The sequence below is a fragment of the Sphingomonas pollutisoli genome (assembly GCF_029167165.1).
Lineage (GTDB): Bacteria > Pseudomonadota > Alphaproteobacteria > Sphingomonadales > Sphingomonadaceae > Sphingomonas > Sphingomonas pollutisoli.
In genome coordinates this window covers 109,555-133,108 of sequence record NZ_JARFNJ010000002.1, presented here as the reverse complement: position 1 = coordinate 133,108, position 23,554 = coordinate 109,555, and the positions used below count along the sequence as shown (strand labels likewise).

Genomic DNA, 23,554 nt, shown 5'->3' with positions numbered 1-23,554 from the left:
CATGAGCCTTCCGCTTCCCGCGCTCGCCCGCATCGGCAGCTATACGCTGCGCAAGCATATCGGCGGGGGCAAATATCCGCTCGTGCTGATGCTCGAACCGCTGCTGCGCTGCAATCTCGCCTGCCCCGGTTGCGGCAAGATCGACTATCCCGATCCGATCCTCAACCAGCGCCTGTCGTATGAACAATGCATGGAGGCGATCGACGAATGCGGCGCGCCCGCCGTGTCGATCGCCGGCGGCGAGCCGCTGCTTCACCGCGACATGCCCAGAATCGTCGAGGGCTATATCGCGAAGAAGAAGTTCGTGATCCTCTGCACCAACGCGCTGCTGCTCAAGAAGAAGATCGACCAGTACAAGCCGTCGAATTTCTTCACCTGGTCGATCCATCTCGATGGCGACAAGGGCATGCACGATCACGCGGTCGATCAGGACGGCACCTATGAGGTCGCGGTCGAGGCGATCGAGCTGGCCAAGTCGCGCGGTTTTCGCGTGCAGGTCAATTGCACCGTGTTCGACGGCGCCGATCCGGCACGCCTCGCATCGTTCTTCGACGAAATGGAGAAGCGCGGCGTCGAGATCACGCTGTCGCCCGGCTATTCATACGAGCGCGCCGCCGATCAGGAGCATTTCCTGACGCGCGAACGCACCAAGACCTTCTTCCGCGACGTGTTCCGCCGCGGCAACGGCGGCAAGGCGTGGACCTTCACCAACTCGCCGCTGTTCCTCGATTTCCTGGCCGGCAACCGCTCGTATGAATGCACGCCGTGGTCGATGCCGCTGCGCACCGTCTTCGGCTGGCAGAAGCCCTGCTACCTCATCGGCGAAGGCTATGTGCAGACCTTCGCCGAGCTGATGGAAGGCACCGACTGGGATCAGTACGGCGTCGGCAAGTACGAGAAATGCTCGAACTGCATGGTCCATTGCGGTTTCGAAGGGACGGCGGCGAGCGAATCGATCCGCAATCCGCTCGCGATGTTCAACGTCGGTCGCAAGGGCATCCGCACCGAAGGCCCGATGGCGCCCGATATCGACCTCTCGCGCGCCCGCCCGGCCGAGGATGTCCACTCGACTCACGTCGAGCGCGAGCTGGCGAAGATCAAGGCGGCGGACCCGGAAGGGTTCCGGCGGACACAGCGGGCGGCGTAACGAACGGGCGGGTCAGATCTCGAAGGAGGTCCAGGCCCGCTCCAGCGCCCTGAACGCGCGCGCCGCGTCGCGGCCGGTGCGAATAAGCGCGGGTAACTGCGACGGCTGCCGCGCGAGCGAGGCGAGGACCGCGCCGAGCGCCATGCCGCCATCGGGTTTCATACCGACCAGCGCAGCGGGCGGCAGGACGTGGTTCGCCGCGTCGGAGATCGTGCGCAGGATCGCGAAGGGCAGGGCGTGGCGCGCGGCGACGAGCGCGGCGATGTGCGATTCCATGTCCACCGCGAGCGCGCCGGTCGCTTCGTAGAGCGCGCGCTTGCTGGCGAGCGTCGCGACGATCGTGTCGCTGCCGACGATGTGGCCGAACCGCGCCTTCGGGAACATCTCCGCCGTTCTCCCGCGAAAGCGGGAGTTCAGCGCCGCAAACGCTTCGTTCGGTTGCTCTGGACTCCCGCTTTCGCGGGAGAACAGGATGCCGATCACCACGTCGCCGGGCTTGAGCGAAGGATCGAGCGCGCCGGCGATGCCGCCCGACAGGATCGCACGCACGCCGCCCCTGGCAACCGCGGCCTCCAGCCCGCCCTCGAGCCGCGCCGCGTCACCGCCGCCGGCGACCGCCACCACATCATCCCGCGCGAAGATCCGCGCTTCGCGCGTCAGCCCGCAGGCGACGAGCAAGGTCACATCCCGACCGCCACCCGCCGGTCGTTCGAGCGCTTGAGATTGCGGTAGCGCGCCAGCGCCCACAGCGGGAAATATTTGGGGTAGCCGTGATAGCGCAGGTAGAACACGCGCGGGAAACCGCCGCCGGTGTACATCTCCTGCCCCCACAACCCGTCCTCGGCTTGCGTTTCGGCGAGATGGCGCACGCCGCGTTCCACCGCCGGATGATCGACCTCGCCAGCCGCCATCAGCGCGAGCAGCGCCCAGCCGGTCTGCGAGGCGGTCGAGGGGGCGGGGGTGTGGCCGGTGTAGGCGAGATCATAGCTGTCGCAATCCTCGCCCCAGCCGCCGTCGGCGTTCTGGATCGCGACCAGCCACGCGACCGCCTTGCGCACCATCGGCGACTGCGGATCGACCCCGGCCGCGTTGAGCGCGCACAGCACCGACCAGGTGCCGTAGATGTAATTCACCCCCCAGCGGCCGAACCAGCTTCCGTCCGCCATCTGCTCGCGTTCGAGGAAGTCGAGCGCCTCGCGCATCCGTGGGCTGTCGAGCGGCTCGCCCAACTGGCCCAGCATCGACACAACCCGCGCCGATACGTCGCTGGTCGGCGGGTCGAGCAGCGCGCCATGATCGGCGAAGGGGATGTTGTTGAGATACTGATGGTGGTTGTCGGCGTCGAACGCGCCCCAGCCGCCGCCCTTGCTCTGCAAGCCCACCGTCCATTCAACCGCGCGCTCCACCGCCATGCGGTAATCCGCGCCCGAACGTGGGCTGGCACGGTCCATCGCCATCACCACCACGGCGGTGTCGTCGAGATCGGGATAATGCGCGTTGTTGTACTGGAACGCCCAGCCGCCCGGTCGCACGTCCGGCCGCTGATCGGCCCAGTCGCCCTTGACGTCGAGCACCTGCAACGGGCGTAGCCATTCCAGCGCGGCATCAGCGCGCGCCTCGTTCTCCGCGCCGCCCGCCTCGAGCATCGCGTGCGCGGCGAGCGCGGTATCCCACACGGGCGAGACGCAGGGCTGGCAATAGGCTTCGTCGTCTTTGACGACCAACAGGTTCTCGACCGACTGGCGCGCGATCGCGCGGTGCGGATGATCCTCGGGATAGCCAAGGCAGTCGAACATCATCACGCTGTTCGCCATCGCCGGGTAGATCGCGCCGAGCCCATCCTCGCCGTTCAAGCGCTCCACGGTGAAATCGACGCACGCCTGGATCGCGCGTTCGCGGGTGCGCTTGGGCCACAGCCCCTCAACGCCTTTCAGCACCACGTCGAGCCCGTTGAAGAACAACGTCCAGCCGCGCTTGGTATCGGCGGCCTTGCTCTCGGGCGGCTTGGCCTTGCCGGTGTACAGTTCGTCGACCTTGATCCCGAGCGGGTTGCGCGCGACCGGTCGCTTCACCGCGAGCACCAGCAGCGGCACGATGACGGTGCGCGCCCAATAGGACATTTTCGACAGATGCACCGGGAACCAGCGCGGCAGCAGGATCAGTTCGACCGGCAGCGTCGGCACTGCTTTCCACGGCCCGGCGCCGAACAGCGCGAGCTGGATTCGCGTGAAGACGTTGGCTGCCTCGGCACCGCCCGCCGCGAGGATCGCCCGCCGCGCCGCCGCCATATGCGGCGCGTCGATATCGTCGCCGATCATCTTGAGCGCATAATAGGCCTTCACGCTCGCGCTGACGTCGAACGCGCCGCCGTGGAACAGCGGCCAGCCGTGGTGCGCGCCCTGGATGCGGCGGAGATAACGGCCGATCTTCGCCTCCAGTTCAACCGCACGCGGCTCGCCAAGATAATGGCGCAACAGCACATATTCGGCGGGGATGGTGGCATCTGCTTCAAGCTCGAACACCCAATGTCCATCGGGCTTCTGCGCGGCGGCGAGTGCGGCGGCGGCGCGGGTGGTGGCGGTGTCGGCGATCGCGACGAGATCGGGGGTTTCCAGCAGAGTGGCCATCGCGGCGCCTATACCAGCCGTGCGCTCTGCGCCAAGCGCGCGGCGGTCACACCCGAGCGGAGCGCACCCTCAATCGTCGCGGGCAGCCCGGTTTGCGTCCAGTCGCCGGCGAGGAACAGGTTGCGCCAGCGCGTCGAAGCCGGCGGGCGACGCCGTTCCTGCGCGGGCGTAGCGGCGAAGGTCGCGCGCTTTTCCTTGACGATCTGCCAGCGTGGCAGCTCGGGAGGCAGTTTGTGGATCGCGGCAATGTCTGCCCAGAACGCGGCGGCGAGCTCGGCACGGTCGGCGTCGATCAGCCGGTCGGCGCCGCTGACGGTTACGGACAAGCGATCCGGAAAGGCGAAGATCCACTCTGCGGTGCCGCCGATCACGCCCACCATCGGCGGCGTGCCGGGCGGCGGCGTGAAGGCGAAATGCGCGTTGACGATCGCGCGGTGATCGTCGGGCACGGTCAGATCGGGGACGAGGCTCTCGGCGATCCACGCGGGTACCGCCAGAATGACCGCCTCATCCGGCGCGACCGGCTCGGCGCCGTTGCCGAAGTCGAGCGTGGTCACGCAATCGCTATCGAAGCCGATCGCACGAAGCCGGTGACCGAGCGCAAGGCTGGCGCCGTGCGCCGCGAGCCACTCGGTCGCCGGATCGACGAAGGCGGCGGCGAGCGTCGGCTCTGCGATCCGCGGCTTCATCGCCTTGCCGCCGCGCCCGAGCGTCTGATTGATGATCGCGGCGGTCAGCGTGGCGTCGCCATCCGCAGGCGCGGTGTTGAGCGCGGCGAGCAGCACCGGCTCGAGCAGACGCTCCCACAGCACGCCGCGCGTTTCGATTCGGTCGGCGACGGTCTGGCCGCGCTTGCCCGAAGTCAGCGCGGCGAGCCGCAGATAGTCGCGCGCGGTGGTCCCGGGGACACGCCGCGTTTTGGAGAAGATCCACCACGGGAGCCGGCCGTCATTGGGTCGGAAGCTCCAGCGTTCGCCGGTGCGGCGATCGGCGAAGTCGAACTCCGCGCTGTCCGGACCAGCGAGCCGATCGGACGCGCCGATCGTGGCGAGGAACTGCGCCACACCGTCATTGCCCGAGAGGACGAGATGGTTGCCATTGTCGATCACCCGGCCGAGTTGCGGATCGTGGTAGCTGCGGCAGCGACCGCCCGCTTGCGCCGCGCCTTCCGAGATCGACACCGCGAACCCGCCGCGCGCGAGTTCCACCGCCGCAGACAGTCCCGCCATACCGGCGCCGATCACGCGCGCGCGCCGAGTCATCGGAACAGCCACAGCCGCAGGGCGGTGAGGATCAGCGCGGGCTTGTTGGTGCGGATTCGTGTGCGCGGCGCGGACCAGCCGGCCTTTTCCATGCGCGACAGGATCGGCGCATAGACCGCCGCCATCAGCCGTGGCGCGATCAGATGGCCGCGCGGGCGCGTGGCGAGGATCGCGTTCGCTTCGGCATAGTGGCGGTGCGCGATCGCGGCGAGCGGGCGGCAGGCGGCGTCGATGCGCGGATCGTTCACCACCTCGATCGGCGTGGTGAAGGGAATGCCGGCGGCGGTGAGATGCTCGCCCGCCAGATAGACCCGGCCGATCGCGGCATCCTCGTCGATATCGCGCAGGATGTTGGTGAATTGCAGCGCGCGGCCGAGGTGGTGCGACAGCGTCACGCCGGTCGCGCGGTCCATCCCGAAGATGTTGACCGACAGCCGCCCCACCGCCGACGCCACCCGATCGCAATAGAGATCGAGCGTTTCGAACGGCACCCAGCGCACGTCGCCGGCCACATCCGTCGCCATGCCGTCGATGACGGCGAGGAAATCGTCCTTCTGCAGATCGAACCGCCGCACCGCGTCCGCCACCAGCGCGGCCTGGCCGGGATCGCCGCCCGCATACAGCGCCTCGATATCGTTGCGCCACGCATCGAGCGCCACCGCGCGGCTGGCGCGGTCGCCCTGCTGGTCGTCGGCGATGTCGTCGACCGCGCGGCAGAACGCATAGACCGCGTACATCGCCTCGCGCTCGGCCTTGGGCAGCACGCGCATGCCGGCGTAGAAGCTGCTGCCGGAGACCTGCGCCTGGAGCGAAGCGGGAGTCGCCTTGGGGTTCATGCCCGGCCCACCAGATAGGCCAGCACCGCGCCGCCGGCGATGCGTGCCATTTCGAGCTTGGTGTGGTGGACGCGTTCGGACAGGGGATCGCGCGTCTTGACGCGGCGGGTGAGATCCTCGGCGAGCCGCTGGATGATCGCCACCTCCATACCGAGCCGCCGATCGCGGATGCCGCGCGCGAACCGCTTCGAGTCGGCAAGCAGGGCGAGGGTCTGGTTGCCGAGGTCGATGATCGTGCCGTGCAAGGCCGGCGTCGCGGCGTCCAGCCCCAGGTCGCTGACCTGCGCGCCACGCCACGCCAGCGCCGCGAGCGGAATGTAGACCCGGTCGATCGCGCGATAATCCTTCCCGCAATCCTGCAGATGGTTGATGACCTGCAACGCCGCGCACAAGGCGTCATTGGCCGGCCACAGCGCGCGATCCTCACCGTGAACATCGAGGACGTAGCGCCCGACCGGCATCGCCGAATAGCGGCAATAGTCGATCACATCGTCCCAGGTCTGATAGCGGTTGATCGTGCAGTCGCGCTCGAACGCGGTGAGCAGGTCGAGCGCGTGGACGGGATCGAGCCGATGTGCGGCCATCACGCCGCGCAGCGCGACCGATACGGGGTCGGCGTCACGGGTGCCGGCGATGCTCGCGCGCATCGCGCCGAGCAGCGCGAGCTTCTCGTCCGCGCTGGCCCCGGCATTGTCGGCGACGTCGTCGGCGGCGCGCGCGAAGCGATAGAAAGCGAGGATCGGCGCACGGTGTTGCGGCTTGAGCAGCGACGCGACCGGGAAATTCTCGTCCTTATGCCCCTTGCCGGAGGCGAGATCCTTGGCTGTGCTCATGCTTGGAGATCCGCTTGCGCGCGGCCCTTCCACATGCCGCCGCGTCCGCGCGCATGTTGCCATGCCGACAGCAAGGTGCAGCCGGCATAGAAGCTCGCGATAGCGGGCAGGGCGGCGCCCCACAGCGGCGAGCGGTGGTAGAATCGCAACATCGGCTGAAACAAAAGCCCCATCAAAACCCAAGCCATGATCCCGAGCGCCTGCGCATAGCCCCGTGCGAACAGCGCAAGCAATGGCGGCGCGAGATAGGTGAGCGCGAGGCCGATCGTGGTGCCGGCGAGCAACCACGGCGAATAGCGCAGTTGCGCATAGGCCGAGCGCGAGATCATCGCCGCGACCGATTCGGCGGTGTCGTAGACGCGGATGCTGCGCGCGCGGTCGGTCAGCCCGAGCCAGATCGCGCCGTGGCGCTTCATCAGCGCGCCGAACGCGCAATCGTCGATCAGCGCGCCGCGCACCGCGCCGATCCCGCCCGCCGCCTCGAGCGCGGTGCGCCGCACCAGCATCACGCCGCCGGCCGCGCCGCCGAGGCCACGGTCCCGTCGGTTCACCGTGGCGAATGGGTACAGCATCTGGAAGAACCACACGAACGCCGGGATCAGCGCGCGCTCGGCGAGACTCTCGCAGCGCAGCCGCGCCATCAGCGAGACCAGGACGCGGTCATCGCCTTCGGCGCGCGCGACGAGGTTGGCGAGCGTATCGGGCGCATGCGCGATATCGGCGTCGGTGAGCAACAGATAGTCCGCGTCGCCCGCCGCCGCGATCCCCTGCGAGACCGCCCAGAGCTTGCCGGTCCACCCGCGCGCGAGCGGCGCGCCTGGCAGGATCGTCAGCCGCTCCGATCCGCGCGCGGCGGCGCGGGCGATCTCGGCGGTGCCGTCGGTGCTGCCGTCATCGACGAGGAGGATGCGGAATGCGCCCGGATACTCCTGCGCGACGAGGCTGCCGATCGACTCGGCGATCACCTCGGCCTCGTCGCGCGCGGGCACGACCGCGACGACGGAGGGCCAGCCTTCTTCTCCCCTCCCTGGAAGGGAGGGGACGGGGGTGGGTGGGTGCGGGGCGAGCGCGGCATTCCCACGAGAGGAACCCACCCCCAGCCCCTCCCTTTCAGGGAGGGGAGTCATGTCGCGGGCCGGGGTAGGTTGCGTGTCCCGCTCGCGGGCCAGCCAGAAGCCGTCACGGCCGAGCGCGATGCCAAGCCAGATCGCGACGGTGAGCGCGCCCAGCCAGATCACCGAATCTTCCCTGCGCCGCGGAACCATTCAATCGCATCGCGGAGCGCCTCGACATGCGGGCGCGCGCGATAGCCGAGTTCGGCTTCCGCGCGGGCACTCGAATAATACATCGCGTGTCCCGCCATCTTGAGCGAATCGATCGTCAGGAACGGCTCCTTGCCCGTCACCCGCGCGAGCAGTTCGTTCGCCCATGCCAGCGGATAGAGCGGCCCACGCGGCAGCGCGAGCGTCGGCGGCTTGCGCCCGACCAGCGCGGCGATCTCGCCGAGCATCGTCCCGAGCGACACGTCTTGCCCACCGAGGATGTAGCGCTCGCCGATCCGCCCTTTCGTGAGCGCGAGCAGATGCCCCTCGGCGACGTCATCGACATGGACGAGGTTGAGCCCGCTATCGACGAACGCCGGCATCTTGCCCGACGCGGCCTCGACGATGATCCGCCCGGTCGGGGTCGGGCGTACGTCGCGCGGGCCGATCGGGGTGGAGGGGTTGACGATCACCACCGGCAGTCCCTCCGCCGCCATTGCCTCGACCAGCCGCTCGGCGACGACCTTGCTGCGCTTGTAGGCGCCGACCGCCTGTTCGGGCGTGGCGGGGCGGGTCTCGTCGGCGGGGCCGGCGGGGTCCGGGAGCAGCGTGGCGACGCTGCTGGTATAGACGATGCGCTCGACTCGCGCCTCGCGCGCGGCCTCCATCACCGCGCGCGTGCTGGCGAGATTGTTGCGGACGATCTCCTCGGGGTCCGGCGCCCAGATCCGATAGTCGGCGGCGACGTGGAAAAGGTGCCGCACCCCCGCCATCGCGCGTGCCATCGCCGCCGGATCGCGCGCGTCACCCTCGACCAGGTCTCCCGGAAAATCGACGAGATTGGCGCGCGCGCTGCTCGCGCGGGCGAGACCTCGCACGCTTCGCCCCTCCGCCGCCAGCCGCCGCGCCACGGCGGAGCCGACGAACCCGGAGACGCCGGTGACGAGAACCAGATCGCTGCTGTCCATCCGCGCCCCTTTACCCAAAGTCATGGCGGAAGGAAGGCGCTGACATTCGGGCGCGGGGCGGGTAGGGGCGCGGCAGGAATCGAACGCTCCCCAGCCGTTCGTGCCGAGCGAAGTCGAGGCACATGATGAATGGTAGCCGCGTGTCCCTCGACGTCGCTCGGGACGAACGGTGGGGGCGTTTGCAGCGCGTAACGAGTGGGACGTTCGGACGTGGGTTACATCACCGCCATCTTCGGCGCGCTCGCGCTGGCGCTCGCCGCGATCGGCATCGGCTGGATGCTCGCGGCGACGATCGTGCTGCGCCGCTTCTTCGCGCGACCCGCGCCGACGATCGACACGACCACCGGCGTCACCATCCTCAAGCCGCTCCACGGCGCCGAGCCGCGCATCCTCGACAATCTCGCGAGCTTCCTTGCCCAATCGCACACTGGCCCGGTGCAACTGCTGTGCGGCGTGCAGCGCGCCGACGACCCCGCGATTCGCGCGATCGACGCGCTGCGGCGCCGCCACCCCAATGCGACGATCGACCTCGTCATCGATTCGACGCGCCACGGATCGAGCGGGAAGATCTCCAACCTCGCCAACATGGAAGGCGCGATCGCGCATCCGGTGGTGATGCTCAGCGACAGCGACATCGCGGTCGGCCGCGACTATGTCCGCCAGGTGCTCGCCGCCCTCGATGCGCCGGGCGTCGGCATCGTCACCTGCGCCTATCACGGGCGTGGTGATGCCGGCTTCTGGTCGCGGCTCGGCGCGGGGGGGATCGACTGGCAGTTCCTGTTGGGGCTGATCTTCGGCGTGGCGAATCGGCTCGCGGCACCCTGCATGGGATCGACCATCGCGATGCGCCGCGAGACGCTGACGCGGATCGGTGGCTTCGCGCGTTTCGCCGACGTGCTCGCCGACGATTATGCGATCGGCGCGGCGGTGCGCGGGCTCGGCCTGTCCGTGGTGGTGCCGCCGCTGCTGGTGACGCACGCCTTCGACGAGCGCTCCGCCCGTGCCTTGTGGCGGCACGAACTGCGCTGGGGCGTGACGGTGCGCGATCTCGCTCTCGCGCCATATGCGGGGCTGATCGTGACCTTCCCGCTGCCGATGGCGCTGCTCGCGGCGCTGTGGTGGCCGGTCGCGGGGATGACACTTGCGTCATGCGCGCTCGCCGTCCGTCTTTTCGCCGTATTTTCGGTCAATCGGGTCACGCGCGGGCGCGCCGCCGCGTCCTGGGTGTTGCCAATACGCGACATCTTCGGATTCGCGGTCTATTGCGCCAGCTTCTTCGTCCGCTCGGTTGATTGGCGCGGCGCGACGCTTAGAATAGGACCAAACGGCCATATCGCTGCGGCCCCGGAGACTTTACCATGATGCGTTCGCTTTTCCTGCAAGGCCCCTCGTTCGACGGATATGACGGCGGGGCCGGCGCGCGGTATCAGATGAAGCGCGAGGTCAAGTCGTTCTGGTATCCGACCTGGCTCGCGCAGCCCGCGGCGATGGTGGAGGGATCGAAGCTGATCGACGCGCCCGCGCACGACCAGTCGTGGGACGACATCAAGCACGAGGTCGATGGCATGGAGCTGATCGTGCTCCACACGTCGACTCCCAGTTTCGCGCAGGACGTGAAATGCGCCGAGCTGATCCGCGCGCGCAACCCCACCGCGCTGATCGGTTTCGTCGGTGCCAAGGTCGCGGTCGAGCCGGACAAGAGCCTCGCCGCCACCGCCGCGATCGATTTCGTCGCGCGCGAGGAATATGATTTCACGATCCTCGAAATCGCCGAGGGCAAGCCGCTCGCGGAAGTCGATGGCATCACCTGGCGCGCGCCGGACGGATCGTTCGTCCGCAACAAAGACCGCGCGATGATCGAGAACATGGACGACTTGCCGATGGTCTCGCCGATCTACAAGCGCGACCTCCAGATCGAGAAATATTTCGGCGGCTATCTCAAGCACCCGTATGTCAGCTTCTATACCGGTCGTGGCTGCAAGAGCCGCTGCACCTTCTGCCTGTGGCCGCAGACGATCGGCGGCCACAACTACCGCGGCCGCTCGGTCGCCAAGGTGGTCGAGGAAGTGAAGTACATCATGGAGAACATCCCCGAGACCAAGGAGATCTTCTTCGACGACGATACGCTGACCGACATCCATTCGCGCGTCGAGGAAATCGCCATCGCGCTCGGCGAACTGGGCTTCGGCAAGCCCGGTTTCCCGATGACGTGGAGCTGCAACGCCAAGGCGAATGTGCCGCGTAAGACATTGGAAATCCTCAAGGCGAACGGCCTGCGTCTGTTGCTGGTCGGCTATGAGAGCGGCAACCAGCAGATCCTCCACAACATCAAGAAGGGCCTGCGCGTCGACGTGGCCAAGCAGTTCACCAAGGACTGTCACGAGCTTGGCATCGTGATCCACGGCACCTTCATCCTCGGCCTGCCCGGCGAGACGGAGGAGACGATCGAAGAAACGATCAACTACGCCAAGGAGATCAACCCGCACACGATCCAGGTGTCGCTGGCGGCGCCCTATCCCGGCACCTTCCTCTACAAGCAGGCGACCGAAAACGGCTGGTTCGACAACAGCAACAGCTTGCTCACCGACGACGGCAATCAGATCGCGCAGCTTTCCTACCCGCATCTCAACGCGACGGTGATCTTCGACAAGGTCGAGGAGTTCTACAAGCGCTTCTACTTCCGTCCTTCCAAGATCGGTTCGATCGTGTGGGAGATGCTGCGCGACTGGGACATGATGAAGCGCCGTCTGCGCGAGGGCGTCGAGTTCTTCGACTTCCTGCGCCGCCGCAAAGAGGCCGTGTAATCCCGGACGACGAGGAGTCTATCGTGACGGCGGCGTCGGACATGACGGTGAACGAACGACTCGCCGCGCGCGGGCTGTTCGAGGATTGGGAACTTGCGGTGCGCGGGAGCGACCGCGCGACGATGGTGCTGCTGTTGCGCCGCATCGGCATCCCCAACGCGCCGCGCGTCGCCGATATCGTGCTCGCCGATCCCGCCTTCTACGGCTTCGGCGAGGCGTAAGGCGGGCAGGTGAAGACGGTCATTCTCAACGCCGATGATTTCGGCGTGTCGGTTCCGGTCAACGACGCGATCGAGCAGGCGCACCGCGACGGCATCCTCACCACCACCAGCCTGATGGTGACGGGCGCGGCCTGTGCCGATGCGGTGGCGCGGGCGCGAACGATGCCGCGCCTCGGCGTCGGCCTGCACGTCGCGCTCGCCGAGGTGCCGCCCGCGCTTCCGCCCGAACGGGTTCCCGATCTCGTCGATGCGAACGGCATGTTCCGTATCGAGGCGCTTGGCACCAGCCTCGCGATCCTGTTGCGCCCGGCGGTGCGGCGCCAGCTCACCGCCGAGATCGAGGCGCAATTCCGCCTGTTCGTCGCGACCGGGCTGCCGCTCGATCACGTCGATTCGCACAAGCACATGCACATGCATCCGGCGATCGCGTCGGTCGTGATCGCGGTCGGGCAGCGCTTCGGAATGCGCGCCGGGCGCGCGCCGATCGAGCCGCGCGCGGTGATCCGCAAGGTCGAGCCGGTCAAGGGCGTGGACATCGCCGCGCCGTTCGCGCGCCGCGTGCGCACCAAGCTCAGGCGCGCGGGCATGAAAGCGCCCGATCACGTCTTCGGGCTCGCATGGTCGGGCGGGATGACGCCCGATCGGCTGCGCGGCATCCTGCGGCATCTGCCCGAGGGGACCAGCGAAATCTATCTCCACCCCGCCACCGGCGACTATCCGCTCGCCGCACCGGGGTATAAATATCAGGAAGAGCTGGCGGCGCTGCTCGATCCGGCAGCGCGGGAGATCATCGCGCGGGGCGGCATCCGGCTGGCGCGGTTCTCCGATCTGTGAACGGAACACGCATATGAACTATATCCCCGGCAAGATCGAAGCCGACGGCCCCGCGCCGGGCGAGCGCGTCAAACTCGGCAGCCAGGCGCACAAGGTGCTGTTCTGTCGTACGTTGCTCGACACGCATGATCCCTACACGCCCGCGTTGATCGACTGGCCCGTGCTGGAAGACGATGTCCGCGCGAAGATCGTGTCGCTGCCGATCTGGGACATGGCGGTACAGACCGAGGGCCGCACCGGCCTGTTCGTCCAGACCTTCGCGGATTTCGTGCGCGATCCCGAACTCAAGACCGCGCTCGAAATGGACGCGTTCGAGGAGAAGCGCCACAAGATCGTGCTCGCCGACATGGTCCAGCACTATGGCATCGTGCTCGAACCCGAGCCGCCCTACATCAAGCCGAGGGATGCCGAATGGGCGTTCATGCGCTCGGGCTTCTCGGAATGTATCGACAGCTTCTTCGGGTTTGGGCTGTTCAAGATCGCCAAGGACACCGGCTTCTTCCCGCCCGAGCTGATCGACACGTTCGAGCCGGTGATGCGCGAGGAGGGGCGGCACATCCTGTTCTTCGTGAACTGGGTCGCCTGGTGGCGGCGCAACATGCCGTGGTGGCGTCGCCCGTATTTCGAACTCAAGGTGTGGGCCGTGTGGTGCTTCCTGTTCTGGGAGCGGATCGACATGGCGAAGGGCATGGGCAACAACACCAAGGCACAGGAAAACAACTTCACGCTGAACGGATCGAAGGAGTTGGGCGTGGAGATCGAATTTCCCGAACTCGCCGCGATCTGCCTCGCCGAGAACGACCGCCGGCTCGCGCCGTATGACGCGCGGCTTATCCGCCCCAAATTCGTGCCGGGCGCGATCCGGCTCGTGCTGCGGCTGATGCGGAAGAAGATCCCGGCCGCCGCATGAACCGTTTCGCGCGCGCCGGCCTGCTCGTCGCAACTCTCATCGGCATCGCGGTCGCCGGCTGGACGGTCGGGGCGGTCGGCGCCCGGCAGGTGTTCACCGCGATGGCGGCGATCGGCTGGCTTGGCATGGGCGCCTTCCTGCTGTGCTCGGCGGGCGTGCTGCTGCTGCTTGGTGGCGCGTGGCTCGTCACCGCGCCGGGCGAGCCGCTGCGCCGGCTGCCCGTGTTCGTCTGGGCGCGCACCACGCGCGAGGCGGCCACCGACGTGCTGCCCTTCTCGCAACTCGGCGGCTTGGTCGTCGGCGCGCGTACGCTCGCGACGCGCGGCGTTCCCGATTCGTTGATCTACGCGTCGATGGTCGCCGACATGACCACCGAAATGGCGGCGCAACTGCTGTTCACCATCGCCGGAGTCGCGACCCTGCTCTTCGTGCTGACCAGCGGGCCGGTTCACGCCGGGCTGGTACCGCTCGCCGTCGGCGGGCTGGGCGTGATGGCGGTGCTGATGCTCGCGTTCGTCGTCGGACAGCGCCCGGTGCTCAAGCTGGTCGGCGCGGTCGCGGCGCGGATGATCCCAGGCTCGGTCGACGCGGTCGGCGCGGTGCGCGCGCGGCTCGATGCGATCTACCGTGAACCCAAGCGCATCCTCGCCGCCTTCGTGCTCAATCTGCTCGCCTGGGTCGGCAGCGCGGCCGGGGCGTGGGTGGCATTGTGGTTTATGGGGTCGCACGTGCCGCTGTGGGCGGCGCTGACGATCGAGGCACTGATCTTCACGCTGCGCAGCGTCGCCTTCGCGGTGCCCGGCGCGATCGGCATCCAGGAAGCCGCCTATGCGCTGATCGGCCCGGTGTTCGGCCTGCCGCCGACGACCGCGCTCGCGCTCTCGCTGCTCAAGCGCGCGCGCGACCTCCTCATCGGCGTGCCGGCGATCCTCGCGTGGCAGGCGGGCGAGGTCGGCGCGCTCGTCGCCAAGCGGGCCGAACCCGCCTGACGGCCCGCGCGCCCCGCGTCGTCGCGGCGCTGCTGGTGGCCGCGGCGGTGTTGCAACTCGCCGCCTATTGGCCCGGCATCATGTATTGGGACGCGGTGCGCCAATACGGCCAGGCGGTCAGCGGCGCCTTCGACGATTGGCATCCGCCCGCGATGGAATGGGTGTGGCGGCACCTGATCGCGGTGCAGCCCGGCCCCGCGCCGATGCTGCTGTTGCAAGCTGGGCTGTACTGGTCCGGCATCGCGCTGCTCGCCGTGCGCGCCCGGCGTGGGTGGCTCATCGTGCTGCCGGCGCTGCTGCCGTTCGCGCTGGCGACGCTCGGCTCGGTGCTCAAGGACAGTCTGATGGCGGGTGCCATGCTCGCGGCGGCGGGGCTGGGGGCGTGGGCGGGCCGCGAGGGCCGCTGGGGTCTGCGAGCGGCCGCGATCGCCCTGCTGCTGTTCGCCGCGACATTGCGCTTCAACGCTTTGCTCGCCGCGCTGCCGCTGCTCGTGGCGGTGCTGCCGGCGGACTGGCGGCGCACCCGCGCGCGGCTGGCCACCTGCGCGCTCGCCGGCGGAGTTGCGCTCGGGGTGGCGATGCCGCTTGCCAACCATGCGACGGGCGCCAAGCCCAGCGGCGTCGCGCTCTCGCTGGTGATCTTCGATCTTGGTGGCATAACCGAACACGGCGGTGTCGATGCCTTCCCGCCGCTGCCGGTGGCGGAACCAGTCGCCGTCAACCATCGGTGCTACGATCCGGCGCGGTGGGACAGCTACGCGTGGTGGGTCGCGGAGCCGTGCCCGATCGGCTTCGCGCTGATTCGCGACACCTTCGCCGCACGGCATCAGAGTCCCTATGTGTTCTGGCTGCGGGCGATCGCAGCGCATCCGCTCGCCTATGCCGAACACCGGCTACGCCATGCCAATGCGAACATGCGCTTCCTGCTTGGCCATGAGTTCGAGCGGCCGGTGCAGCCGCAATCCGCGCCCAACCCCTGGGGCTATCGGATCGCGCGGAACCCGCTCCAGCGCGCGTTCGACTGGCTGGCGGTGCAGACTTGCCGCACTCCGCTCGGCTGGCCGATCTGCTGGATCGCGCTCGCGCTCGGCATGGTGTACGCGGCGTGGGGCGTGCCGGGGGTGGCGATGCCGCTGGCGCTGTCGGCCGCGCTCTACGGCGGCGGGTATCTGGTGCTGAGCGTCGCCTCCGACTTGCGATATCATCTGTGGACGATGCTTGCGGCCGGGCTGGCCTTCGCGTTCGCCGTCGATTCCGGGGTGGCGCGGCATCGGCTGGTAATCGGATCGCTGCCGGCGATCGGCGTCGCGCTGATCGGGATCGCGGCCCGGCTGCTGTGGTGACGCCGCGCTAGGCGAGGATCGACTCGCCCCATTCGAGCACCTCGACCCGGTCGCCCGGCGAGATCACCCCGTCATTTTCGGGAATCGCGTTCTGCCCGAACATCACGCCGCCCTTCGCCATCCGGCCGAGCTTGCGCAGCGTGGCGAGCGGCTCGTTCCCCTCCAGCCGCGCCCCGGTCAGCGGTTGCTGCGTGATGATGACGCAGCGCGAGCACAGTTTGGGGGTGCGGAAGGTCACGCCGCCAATGCGGATCCGCCGCCAGCGATCCTCGTCCCACGCCGCGCCGCCATCGACGACAAGGTTGGCGCGGAACCGCTCGATCGGGATCGGCACCATTAGCGCGGCGTTGAGCGCGTCGAGCGAGGCGCGCGCGACGATCAGCAGCGGATAGCCGTCCGACAGGCTGACATGATCGCCGGGCAGGGCGTGGCTGGGGCTGACCGGACGCACCCCTTCGTCGCCCTGGAACACCAGCCAAACCGGCCTGCCCAGCGCACGCGCGAAATAGTCGTTCGTCGCGGCATCGGCGATCCGCACGCTGACCGTGTCGGTCCAGATTCGCGCATCGATCCGCGCCGCGGTGTCTGACGGGCGGGGAGTCCGGTGAGCGCCGGCCTTGGGATGATCGAACACCAGCGCGTCGCCTTCGGGACGGACGTCGAACAGCGCCATCTCGGGCGCTTCGCGGCGGGTGAGGAAACGGCCATTCGCATCGACGATCATCCATCGCCGGTCCCCTTCGATCCCGCGCGCGCCGATCGTCGCCATGCCGAGCGCATGGCCGCGCAGGCTCTTCACGGGGTAGCGGTACAAGGCGGTCGTCGTGAGGGGCGTCATCACCACCACGCCTTAAGGCAGGATCATATGCGAAGCGAGCCGCCGGACGCGCCGGGCGAGCGCCCTTGCATCAGGGACGCGCCAAAGCGCAGCGCATTGAAGTGGAGGCCCGACCGGGAATCGAACCCGGGTGCAAGGATTTGCAGTCCTCTGCGTCACCACTCCGCCATCGGGCCGGAGGCGGGCATTTGTGCGGAGCGCGCGCGCAAGTCAACCGCGCGTTGCGAAAAATCCGCGCGTGGCTTGGCGACGCCCTGCCGCCACGATACAAGCGGCAATCTCGACAAGTGCATTGCATAAGCAACACAGTTATGCGACAGGGGCGTTATGACTTCGACGGCATCTCAACCGACCTACGAGACCATGCGCCACGCGATGGTCGCGAGCCAATTGCGGCCCAACGCGGTCAACGATCCACGCGTCGTCGCCGCGATGGACCGCGTGCCACGCGAGGCGTTCCTGCCCGCTGGCGCCGCCGAGATCGCATATCGCGACACCGCCGTGCCGCTCGGCCACGGCCGTTTCCAGAACGTGCCGATCGCGACCGGCCGGCTGCTCACCGAAGCCTATCTCGAACCGACCGATCGCGTGCTGCTGATCGGTGCGGCGGGCGGCTACACGGCGGCGGTGCTGGCGCAACTCGTCGCCTCGGTGGTCGCGGTCGAGAGTGACGCGACGCTCGCCGCGGACGCTCGCGCCGCGCTCGCCGACTATCCCTCCGTCACCGTGGTGACGGGGCCGCTCGAGGCGGGCCACGCCGCCGGCGCGCCCTATGACGTTCTCGTGATCGACGGCGCGGTCGAGCAGGTACCCGATGCGATCGTCGCGCAGGTCCGCCCCGGCGGCCGTGCCGTCGCCGGCATCAGTGATCGCGGCGTTACCCGGCTCAGCTCGGGCCGGCGGACGGCGGGCGGCTTCGGTCTGGTCGGTTTCGCCGATGTCGAATGCGTACCGCTGCCGGGCTTCGCACGCCCGAAAACCTTCTCCTTCTGACAGGGCTCCCCGCCGGCAATGCGATATTCCCTATCTCTTGCCGGCGCGGGGTTGGTGCTCGCCGCTGCGCCGGCTGGTGCCGAAACGCTCCGCGAGGCGCTGGCCAAGGCGTATAACACCAATCCCACGCTCACCGCTGATCGCGCCAATGTCCGCGCGATCGATGAGAATGTCCCGATCGCGCGCGCGCAGGGGCTGCCCGCCGCCAACGCGGCCATGCAATATAGCGAAAACGTCTACAACGACGCCAACACGCTTTCCAATCCAAAGCGCCAGATCGGCATACAGCCGCAGCTTTCGGTACCGCTCTACGCGGGCGGTGGTATCCGCAGTTCGATCCGCGCGGCGGAGACCCGCGTCGATGCCGGGCGCCTGTCGCTGCGTGACACCGAAGCGAGCGTGTTCAGCTCGGTGGTGGGCGCGTATATGGACGTGATCCGCGACGAGGCGATCGTCTCGCTCAACGCGCAGAACGTCCATGTGCTCGAGGTCAATCTCCAAGCCAGCCGTGACCGGTTCCAGGTCGGCGACCTGACGCGCACCGACGTCGCCCAGTCCGAAGCGCGGCTCGCGCTCGCGCGCAGCCAGTTGCAGAGCGCGCAGGCGCAGTTGATCGCGAGCCGCGAGAGCTACATCCGCTTCGTCGGCACGCCGCCGGGCAAGCTCGAAGAGCCGCCGGCCTTGCCCAATCTGCCGGCCGATCCCGAAGTCGCGGTCGATGTCGCGCTCAAGGACAATCCCGCGCTTCTCGCCGCGCAGAAGAGCCGCGACGCGACGGTGTACGACGTCGGCACCGCAGCCGCTGCGCGGTTGCCGCGCGTCAGCGCGATCGCGAGCGGGAACTACTTCAACTATTTCGACTCGCTTGGCTCGGGCACGCAGTTCGGCCTGACGCAGACGGGCAAGTCGGCGACGGTCGGCGTGCAGCTCAATCTGCCGCTGTATCAGGGCGGGGGGCCGACCGCGCTGATCCGGCAGGCGCAGGCGCGGCGCGGGCAGGCGATCGAGCAGGTCACCGAGGTGGAACGCAACGTCATCGCGCAGGCGCGATCGGCCTATGCGATCTGGAAGTCCTCGCTTCAGGTGATCGCGTCGAGCGAGGCGGCGGTGAACGCCAACAAATTGTCGCTCGAAGGCGTGCGCGCCGAGAACAGCGTCGGCAGCCGTACGATTCTCGACATCCTCAATGCCGAGCAGGAATTGCTCAACTCGCAGATCACGCTCGTCTCCGCGCAGCGCGACGCCTATGTCGCCGGTTTCTCGCTGCTCGCCGCGATGGGCAAGGCCGAGGCGCGCGATCTCGGGTTGGACGGCGGCGCGCTCTATGATCCGGTCGTCAACTACAAGCGCGTCAGCCATACGATCTGGGACTATGCGCCGGCGCCCGCACCCAAGCCGGTCGCGACCCGCACCACCGCGACCCCGCCACAGACCGCGATCGTGACCAAGCCGCTCGATCCGTTTCTCGATACACCAGTTGACAGCCCTGCCACAAATCCCACAGACAGCGCGGTCAGAAAACGTTAACCAAGGTGCCGGGGCGAAAAGGTTGATCGCAATGGGGGATATCAGCTCCGAGCCGTCGATGGAGGACATCCTTTCCTCGATCAAACGCATCATCGCCGAGGAGGGGGATGTCGGCGCCGGGCGTCACCGTCGCCCGCTGCGCCCGGCTGGCGGTCGTCCGCTGCCGCTCACCCAGCCGAACGACGTGCTCGAGCTAAGCGACGCGGTCGCGTACGGTGCCGATGACGAGGCGGAGGAGCCGATGCCTGCCAAGATGACCGCGCCCGAGCCGACCCCGGTCCAATTCGCCGACGCGCCCGCCAAGGCCGAGGCGCCCGCCGAACCCTTGCTGTCGCGCGGTGCCGAGAACGCCACGCTCGATGCGCTGTCGCGGCTGATCGTGAAGCCCGAGGTCTCGGGCTCCGACACGCTTGAAGGCATGGTGCGCGAGATGCTTCGGCCGATGCTGCGCGACTGGCTCGATGCGCACCTGCCCGCGATGGTCGAGCAGATGGTCGCCAAAGAGATCGCCCGCATCACCAATCAGGGCCGTTAAAACGGGTCCAAGCCGCGTTCCGAATTACGGCTTACTGTATCCGTTCGTGCTGAGTTCGTCGAGGCACGTGCCCCAAACGCTGACGCGCGTTGCCCGCCCTTCGACAAGCTCAGGACGAACGGTTCTTTTGCGAGACCGTTGCGATCACAAACCGATCTGGAGCGGAACGATGGTATCATAAGCGTTCGTGCTGAGCTCGTCGAAGCACGTGCCTCAAACGCTAACGTGCGTTGCCCGCCCTTCGACAAGCTCAGGACGAACGGTTCTTTTGCGCAACCGTAGCGATCACAAACTGGTCTAGAGCGAGACGACATCATTATAACCGTTCGTGCTGAGCTCGTCGAAGCACGTGCCCCAAACGCTGGCGCGCGTTGCACCCCTTCGACAAACTCAGGACGAACGTACCCGTTGAATCGATCCCGCTCCGACCCCGGTTGCGGAGCACCCGGCGCTCTGCTTTATCTGGGCGCATGAAGACGCTCCTCGCTGCGGGCACTGCGCTGCTTGCCGTAACCGCGACCCCCGTCGCCGCCCGCCAACTCACCATCGACGACGTGATCGCGCTGTCGCGTGTATCGGTCCCCGCCGTTTCCGACGACGGACGCTGGCTGGTGTGGCAGCAGCGCGAAACCGACCTTGATGCCGATACGGGCCGCTTCGATCTGTGGCGGTTCGACCTCAACGCCCGGGGCGCCAAGCCCGAGAAGCTCGTCGCCGACGCCGATGCCAACGAAACCGCCCCGCAATTCTCCCGCGACGGCAAGACGGTTTTCTTCCAGTCGGACAAAGGCGGCGATGACGCCGTCTGGTCGGTACCGGTGACGGGCGGCGCACCATCGCGACTGACCGACTTCAAGGGCGGCATGGGCGGCTTCCTGGTCGCGCCGACCGGCGACAAGCTGGTGATCTACGCCGACCGCCGTGTCGGCGCGCCGAGCCTCGAAGTGCCGATGGTGAAGAAGGACACGCGCGCCGGCAATGGCCGTACCTTCGACCAGTTGTTCGTGCGCCACTGGGCGAGCTGGTATGAGGGGATGCGCTCACAGCTTTTCGTGCTGCCGCTGACGGCAGCGGGTGCGAAAGGTAATGGCGTCGCGATCGAGCACGGTCTGGCCGGCGACGCGCCGTCCAAGCCGTTCGGCGACGGCAGCGAGATCGCCTGGGGGGCGGACGGCAAGACCGTCTATTTCGCGCTGCGCAAGGGCGACGCCAAGGAGCCGCTTTCGACCAATCTCGACATTTACGCCGCGCCGGCTGACGGGTCCGGCGCGCCGGTCAATCTGACCGAGGGTAATCCCGCCACCGACACGATCCCCGCCGTTTCGCCGGACGGCAAGTGGCTCGCTTACGCGGCGATGAAGCGCGCGGGCTATGAGGCGGATCGGCAGGTGCTGATGCTGCGCGATCTCGCCACCGGCCAGGTGCGTGCGCTGACCGAGGGCTGGGATCGTTCGATCGAGTCGATCGCCTGGACGCGCGACGGCAAGAAGCTGATCGTCACCGCCGAGGATGTTCAGGAAAATCCGATCTGGTCGGTCGATCCCACGACCGGCAAGGTCACGCGGCTGACCGGGCAGGGCAATGTCTCTGCCGTGGTGCCGACCGCCAAGGGGCTCATCTATGCGATGAACAGCCTGACCGCCCCGGATGACTTTTGGATGCTGGCCGGCAAGAAGCCGGTGCGGCTGACCAACGTCAACGCCCAAAAGCTCGCCGGCATCGACATGCCGAGCGTCTCGCGCTTCAGCTTCACTGGCGCGAACAACGACAAAGTCTGGGGCTATGCGGTTAAGCCAGCCGGCGCGACCGGAAAGGTACCGCTCGCCTATATGGTGCATGGCGGACCGCAGGGATCGAGCAACAATAGCTGGTCGTACCGCTGGAACCCGGCGGTGTTCGCGGGCGCCGGCTACGGCCTCGTCGCGGTCGATTTCCACGGCTCGACCGGCTACGGACAGGCGTTCACCGACGCGATCCGCAACAATTGGGGCGGCTGGCCGCTCGAAGACCTCAAGGCCGGATTGAAGGCGGCGACCGAGACGTTCGGCTGGCTCGACGGGGACAACGCCTGCGCGCTCGGCGCGTCCTATGGCGGCTATATGATGAACTGGATCGAGGGCAATTGGCCCGATCGGTTCAAATGCATCGTCCAGCACGACGGCGTGTTCGACGCGCGCGCGATGGCGTATGAAACCGAGGAACTCTGGTTCGACGAATGGGAGCATGGCGGACATCCCTATTACGAAGACCCGCAGGCGTTCGAGAAGTGGAACCCGGTCAACCACGTCACCGCATGGAAGACGCCGCAGCTCGTCATCACCTCCGAAGGCGATTACCGCATCCCCTATACGCAGGGGATTGCTGCCTTCACCGCGCTCCAGCGCCGCGACGTGCCCTCACGGCTGGTCGTGTTCCCCGGCGGTAGCCACTGGGTGCAGAAGCCCAAGGAAAGCCGCCAATGGTATCATGAGGTGCTCGGCTGGCTCGACCGGTGGACCGGCAAGGCGACGCAATAAGGTTCAGAGCGTCGCCGCCAGCACCGGCCACAGCATCATCACGATTCCCGCCACGCTGACGAGGAACACGAGCGAGCGGAGATAGGGAATCCCGCCCGCATACAGCGGGATATAGACGATCCGCGCGACCAGCCACACGACCGCCCCGATCGCGGTCCAGCGCGTGTGGATGTCGGTGATGCCGAGCAGCGCCACCGCCGCGACGACGATCGGAAACGTTTCGAAGAAGTTCGCCTGCGCGCGTGCGAGCCGGCCGCCCAGCGGCGTCGGCGGCGGCATCGGTGCGTCGCGCGGGCCGGCGTTCCACGCCATGCCGAGCTGCGCAGTCCGCACCTGCGCGGCGCCAAAGATGTGGATGAAGCCGAGGACGCACCCCCAGGCGAGAACCGCATATTCGACGTGCATGGTCCGTTCCTTCGATCGCCCCGAGACACCCACAACGTCCGACGCGGCGCGACGTTGCTTTCATCGGCCGTTCAGCTTCGCGGAATACATTCCATGCGGTTCTTCAAGCACTGAGGAGGCATTCTCATGAACCTGTTTGCGAAGATCGCCCTGGCGGGGATCGGCACCGCCGCGCTCGCGGGCAGTGCGCTCGCCGCCGACCGCGCGATGCACATGATGGACGTGAACCTTCCAGACGGATCGGTCGCGCATGTTCGCTATGTCGGCGATGTCGCGCCGAAGGTCGTGCTCGTCCCCGTCGCCCAGTCGATGCCGGTCGCGCTGTTCGATCCGATCGCGTCGTTCGCCTCGTTCGACCAGATGTTCGCCGATATGGATCGTCAGCGCGACGCGATGTTGCAACAGGTCGCGGCGATGCAGCGCGCCGCACCAACGAACGGCAAGATCGATCGGGCCGCGCTCAACAGCTTACCTGCCGGCGGTACGGTCAGCTATTCGTTCACGTCGTATAGCAGCGGTGACGGCAAGGGTGGCGGTTGCACGCAAAGCTATCAGATGACGTCTTACGGTGCGGGCGCGCAGCCGAAGGTCGTGTCACAAAGCTCCGGCGATTGCGGCACCGCGCCGAAGTTCGGCACCGCGCCTACGCCCGTGACGGCGCCGGCACCCGAGCCCAAGACGGTGCCGCACGACGCCGTGTGAGC

Annotated in this window: 22 protein-coding genes and 1 tRNA gene; 13 read left to right on the top strand and 10 right to left on the bottom strand. The window is 67.8% G+C overall.

Translation table 11 applies throughout. The annotated features are described in order from the left end of the window. Position 1: 1 nt before the first annotated feature. Positions 2-1,147, top strand: a complete 1,146-nt coding sequence (hpnH, locus tag PX554_RS04055) for an adenosyl-hopene transferase HpnH (protein ID WP_093220686.1) — start codon at positions 2-4, stop codon at positions 1,145-1,147. A 12-nt stretch (positions 1,148-1,159) separates the two neighbouring features. Here hpnH and PX554_RS04050 read toward each other — a convergent pair whose 3' ends face one another. From PX554_RS04050 to hpnA, 7 genes are read right to left on the bottom strand one after another with little or no spacing between them, the layout of a single operon-like run. Continuing rightward, positions 1,160-1,831 (bottom strand): phosphorylase family protein, encoded by a 672-nt coding sequence (locus PX554_RS04050; RefSeq protein ID WP_275499196.1) that lies wholly within the window; start codon positions 1,829-1,831, stop codon positions 1,160-1,162. Then, complete coding sequence (gene shc, locus PX554_RS04045) at positions 1,828-3,774, bottom strand: squalene--hopene cyclase (RefSeq protein WP_275499194.1); 1,947 nt, start codon at positions 3,772-3,774, stop codon at positions 1,828-1,830. The genes PX554_RS04050 and shc overlap by 4 nt, the downstream gene beginning before the upstream one ends. Before the next feature lie 8 nt (positions 3,775-3,782). After that, positions 3,783-5,036 (bottom strand): hydroxysqualene dehydroxylase HpnE, encoded by a 1,254-nt coding sequence (gene hpnE / locus PX554_RS04040; RefSeq protein ID WP_275499192.1) that lies wholly within the window; start codon positions 5,034-5,036, stop codon positions 3,783-3,785. Beyond that, complete coding sequence (gene hpnD, locus PX554_RS04035; RefSeq protein WP_275499190.1) at positions 5,033-5,872, bottom strand: presqualene diphosphate synthase HpnD; 840 nt, start codon at positions 5,870-5,872, stop codon at positions 5,033-5,035. Before hpnD ends, hpnE begins: the two co-directional genes overlap by 4 nt. Continuing rightward, positions 5,869-6,705, bottom strand: a complete 837-nt coding sequence (gene hpnC / locus PX554_RS04030) for a squalene synthase HpnC (RefSeq protein ID WP_275499189.1) — start codon at positions 6,703-6,705, stop codon at positions 5,869-5,871. Before hpnC ends, hpnD begins: the two co-directional genes overlap by 4 nt. Then, positions 6,702-7,970, bottom strand: coding sequence for a glycosyltransferase (locus PX554_RS04025; protein WP_420833415.1), 1,269 nt, complete (start codon positions 7,968-7,970; stop codon positions 6,702-6,704). Before PX554_RS04025 ends, hpnC begins: the two co-directional genes overlap by 4 nt. Further along, a complete protein-coding gene (gene hpnA / locus PX554_RS04020) occupies positions 7,940-8,935 on the bottom strand; it encodes a hopanoid-associated sugar epimerase (protein WP_275499185.1) in 996 nt (331 codons plus the stop codon). The genes PX554_RS04025 and hpnA overlap by 31 nt, the downstream gene beginning before the upstream one ends. 195 nt (positions 8,936-9,130) lie before the next feature. On the opposite strand from hpnA, the gene hpnI reads away from it, so the two are divergent. Genes hpnI through PX554_RS03985 form a run of 7 tightly spaced genes read left to right on the top strand, consistent with a single transcriptional unit; the run spans position 9,131 to position 16,036 of the window. Continuing rightward, positions 9,131-10,297 carry a bacteriohopanetetrol glucosamine biosynthesis glycosyltransferase HpnI gene (gene hpnI, locus PX554_RS04015; RefSeq protein WP_420833414.1) on the top strand — a complete coding sequence of 389 codons (1,167 nt, stop codon included), beginning with the start codon at positions 9,131-9,133 and terminating at the stop codon, positions 10,295-10,297. Then, positions 10,294-11,739, top strand: a complete 1,446-nt coding sequence (gene hpnJ, locus PX554_RS04010; protein ID WP_275499179.1) for a hopanoid biosynthesis associated radical SAM protein HpnJ — start codon at positions 10,294-10,296, stop codon at positions 11,737-11,739. The genes hpnI and hpnJ overlap by 4 nt, the downstream gene beginning before the upstream one ends. A gap of 23 nt (positions 11,740-11,762) precedes the next feature. Continuing rightward, positions 11,763-11,960 carry a hypothetical protein gene (locus PX554_RS04005; RefSeq protein WP_093220664.1) on the top strand — a complete coding sequence of 66 codons (198 nt, stop codon included), beginning with the start codon at positions 11,763-11,765 and terminating at the stop codon, positions 11,958-11,960. 9 nt (positions 11,961-11,969) lie between these two features. Next, on the top strand, positions 11,970-12,794 hold the full coding sequence (hpnK, locus tag PX554_RS04000) for a hopanoid biosynthesis-associated protein HpnK (protein ID WP_275499177.1): 825 nt from the start codon (positions 11,970-11,972) through the stop codon (positions 12,792-12,794). A 13-nt stretch (positions 12,795-12,807) separates the two neighbouring features. Beyond that, entirely contained in the window at positions 12,808-13,704 is an 897-nt protein-coding gene (locus PX554_RS03995) for an aminomethyltransferase (protein WP_093220659.1), read from the top strand. Further along, entirely contained in the window at positions 13,701-14,693 is a 993-nt protein-coding gene (locus PX554_RS03990) for a lysylphosphatidylglycerol synthase domain-containing protein (protein ID WP_275499174.1), read from the top strand. Before PX554_RS03995 ends, PX554_RS03990 begins: the two co-directional genes overlap by 4 nt. 35 nt (positions 14,694-14,728) lie before the next feature. Further along, complete coding sequence (locus tag PX554_RS03985) at positions 14,729-16,036, top strand: hypothetical protein (protein WP_275499172.1); 1,308 nt, start codon at positions 14,729-14,731, stop codon at positions 16,034-16,036. Positions 16,037-16,043: 7 nt separating this feature from the next. Here PX554_RS03985 and PX554_RS03980 read toward each other — a convergent pair whose 3' ends face one another. Together PX554_RS03980 and PX554_RS03975 are read right to left on the bottom strand one after the other, a co-directional pair. Continuing rightward, positions 16,044-16,874: an MOSC domain-containing protein gene (locus PX554_RS03980; RefSeq protein ID WP_275499170.1), complete on the bottom strand. Its 831-nt coding sequence runs from the start codon at positions 16,872-16,874 to the stop codon at positions 16,044-16,046. Positions 16,875-16,976: 102 nt separating this feature from the next. Next, positions 16,977-17,050 (bottom strand) — tRNA-Cys (locus tag PX554_RS03975). A 151-nt stretch (positions 17,051-17,201) separates the two neighbouring features. On the opposite strand from PX554_RS03975, the gene PX554_RS03970 reads away from it, so the two are divergent. The 4 genes from PX554_RS03970 (at position 17,202) to PX554_RS03955 (ending at position 22,445) form a co-directional block, all read left to right on the top strand. Further along, positions 17,202-17,867, top strand: coding sequence for a protein-L-isoaspartate O-methyltransferase family protein (locus PX554_RS03970; RefSeq protein WP_093220467.1), 666 nt, complete (start codon positions 17,202-17,204; stop codon positions 17,865-17,867). 18 nt (positions 17,868-17,885) lie between these two features. After that, complete coding sequence (locus tag PX554_RS03965) at positions 17,886-19,394, top strand: TolC family outer membrane protein (RefSeq protein WP_275499168.1); 1,509 nt, start codon at positions 17,886-17,888, stop codon at positions 19,392-19,394. A 31-nt stretch (positions 19,395-19,425) separates the two neighbouring features. Further along, entirely contained in the window at positions 19,426-19,929 is a 504-nt protein-coding gene (locus tag PX554_RS03960; protein ID WP_275499166.1) for a DUF2497 domain-containing protein, read from the top strand. A 470-nt stretch (positions 19,930-20,399) separates the two neighbouring features. After that, complete coding sequence (locus PX554_RS03955; protein ID WP_275499164.1) at positions 20,400-22,445, top strand: alpha/beta hydrolase family protein; 2,046 nt, start codon at positions 20,400-20,402, stop codon at positions 22,443-22,445. Between the two features lie 3 nt (positions 22,446-22,448). On the opposite strand, the gene PX554_RS03950 is transcribed toward PX554_RS03955, so the two are convergent. Further along, positions 22,449-22,850, bottom strand: a complete 402-nt coding sequence (locus tag PX554_RS03950) for an MAPEG family protein (RefSeq protein WP_093220456.1) — start codon at positions 22,848-22,850, stop codon at positions 22,449-22,451. A gap of 126 nt (positions 22,851-22,976) precedes the next feature. Between PX554_RS03950 and PX554_RS03945 the strand changes: the two genes are divergently transcribed. Continuing rightward, positions 22,977-23,552 (top strand): hypothetical protein, encoded by a 576-nt coding sequence (locus PX554_RS03945; protein ID WP_093220453.1) that lies wholly within the window; start codon positions 22,977-22,979, stop codon positions 23,550-23,552. Positions 23,553-23,554: the final 2 nt, after the last annotated feature.

What these genes read in the sequence shown, in the direction of transcription:
- hpnH (WP_093220686.1), top strand. Translation starts at nt 2, where the DNA reads ATGAGCCTTCCGCTTCCCGCGCTCGCCCGCATCGGCAGCTATACGCTG.
- shc (WP_275499194.1), bottom strand. Translation starts at nt 3,774, where the DNA reads ATGGCCACTCTGCTGGAAACCCCCGATCTCGTCGCGATCGCCGACACC.
- hpnE (WP_275499192.1), bottom strand. Translation starts at nt 5,036, where the DNA reads ATGACTCGGCGCGCGCGCGTGATCGGCGCCGGTATGGCGGGACTGTCT.
- hpnD (WP_275499190.1), bottom strand. Translation starts at nt 5,872, where the DNA reads ATGAACCCCAAGGCGACTCCCGCTTCGCTCCAGGCGCAGGTCTCCGGC.
- hpnC (WP_275499189.1), bottom strand. Translation starts at nt 6,705, where the DNA reads ATGAGCACAGCCAAGGATCTCGCCTCCGGCAAGGGGCATAAGGACGAG.
- PX554_RS04025 (WP_420833415.1), bottom strand. Translation starts at nt 7,970, where the DNA reads ATGGTTCCGCGGCGCAGGGAAGATTCGGTGATCTGGCTGGGCGCGCTC.
- hpnA (WP_275499185.1), bottom strand. Translation starts at nt 8,935, where the DNA reads ATGGACAGCAGCGATCTGGTTCTCGTCACCGGCGTCTCCGGGTTCGTC.
- hpnJ (WP_275499179.1), top strand. Translation starts at nt 10,294, where the DNA reads ATGATGCGTTCGCTTTTCCTGCAAGGCCCCTCGTTCGACGGATATGAC.
- PX554_RS03995 (WP_093220659.1), top strand. Translation starts at nt 12,808, where the DNA reads ATGAACTATATCCCCGGCAAGATCGAAGCCGACGGCCCCGCGCCGGGC.
- PX554_RS03990 (WP_275499174.1), top strand. Translation starts at nt 13,701, where the DNA reads ATGAACCGTTTCGCGCGCGCCGGCCTGCTCGTCGCAACTCTCATCGGC.
- PX554_RS03980 (WP_275499170.1), bottom strand. Translation starts at nt 16,874, where the DNA reads ATGACGCCCCTCACGACGACCGCCTTGTACCGCTACCCCGTGAAGAGC.
- PX554_RS03970 (WP_093220467.1), top strand. Translation starts at nt 17,202, where the DNA reads ATGACTTCGACGGCATCTCAACCGACCTACGAGACCATGCGCCACGCG.
- PX554_RS03965 (WP_275499168.1), top strand. Translation starts at nt 17,886, where the DNA reads ATGCGATATTCCCTATCTCTTGCCGGCGCGGGGTTGGTGCTCGCCGCT.
- PX554_RS03960 (WP_275499166.1), top strand. Translation starts at nt 19,426, where the DNA reads ATGGGGGATATCAGCTCCGAGCCGTCGATGGAGGACATCCTTTCCTCG.
- PX554_RS03955 (WP_275499164.1), top strand. Translation starts at nt 20,400, where the DNA reads ATGAAGACGCTCCTCGCTGCGGGCACTGCGCTGCTTGCCGTAACCGCG.
- PX554_RS03950 (WP_093220456.1), bottom strand. Translation starts at nt 22,850, where the DNA reads ATGCACGTCGAATATGCGGTTCTCGCCTGGGGGTGCGTCCTCGGCTTC.
- PX554_RS03945 (WP_093220453.1), top strand. Translation starts at nt 22,977, where the DNA reads ATGAACCTGTTTGCGAAGATCGCCCTGGCGGGGATCGGCACCGCCGCG.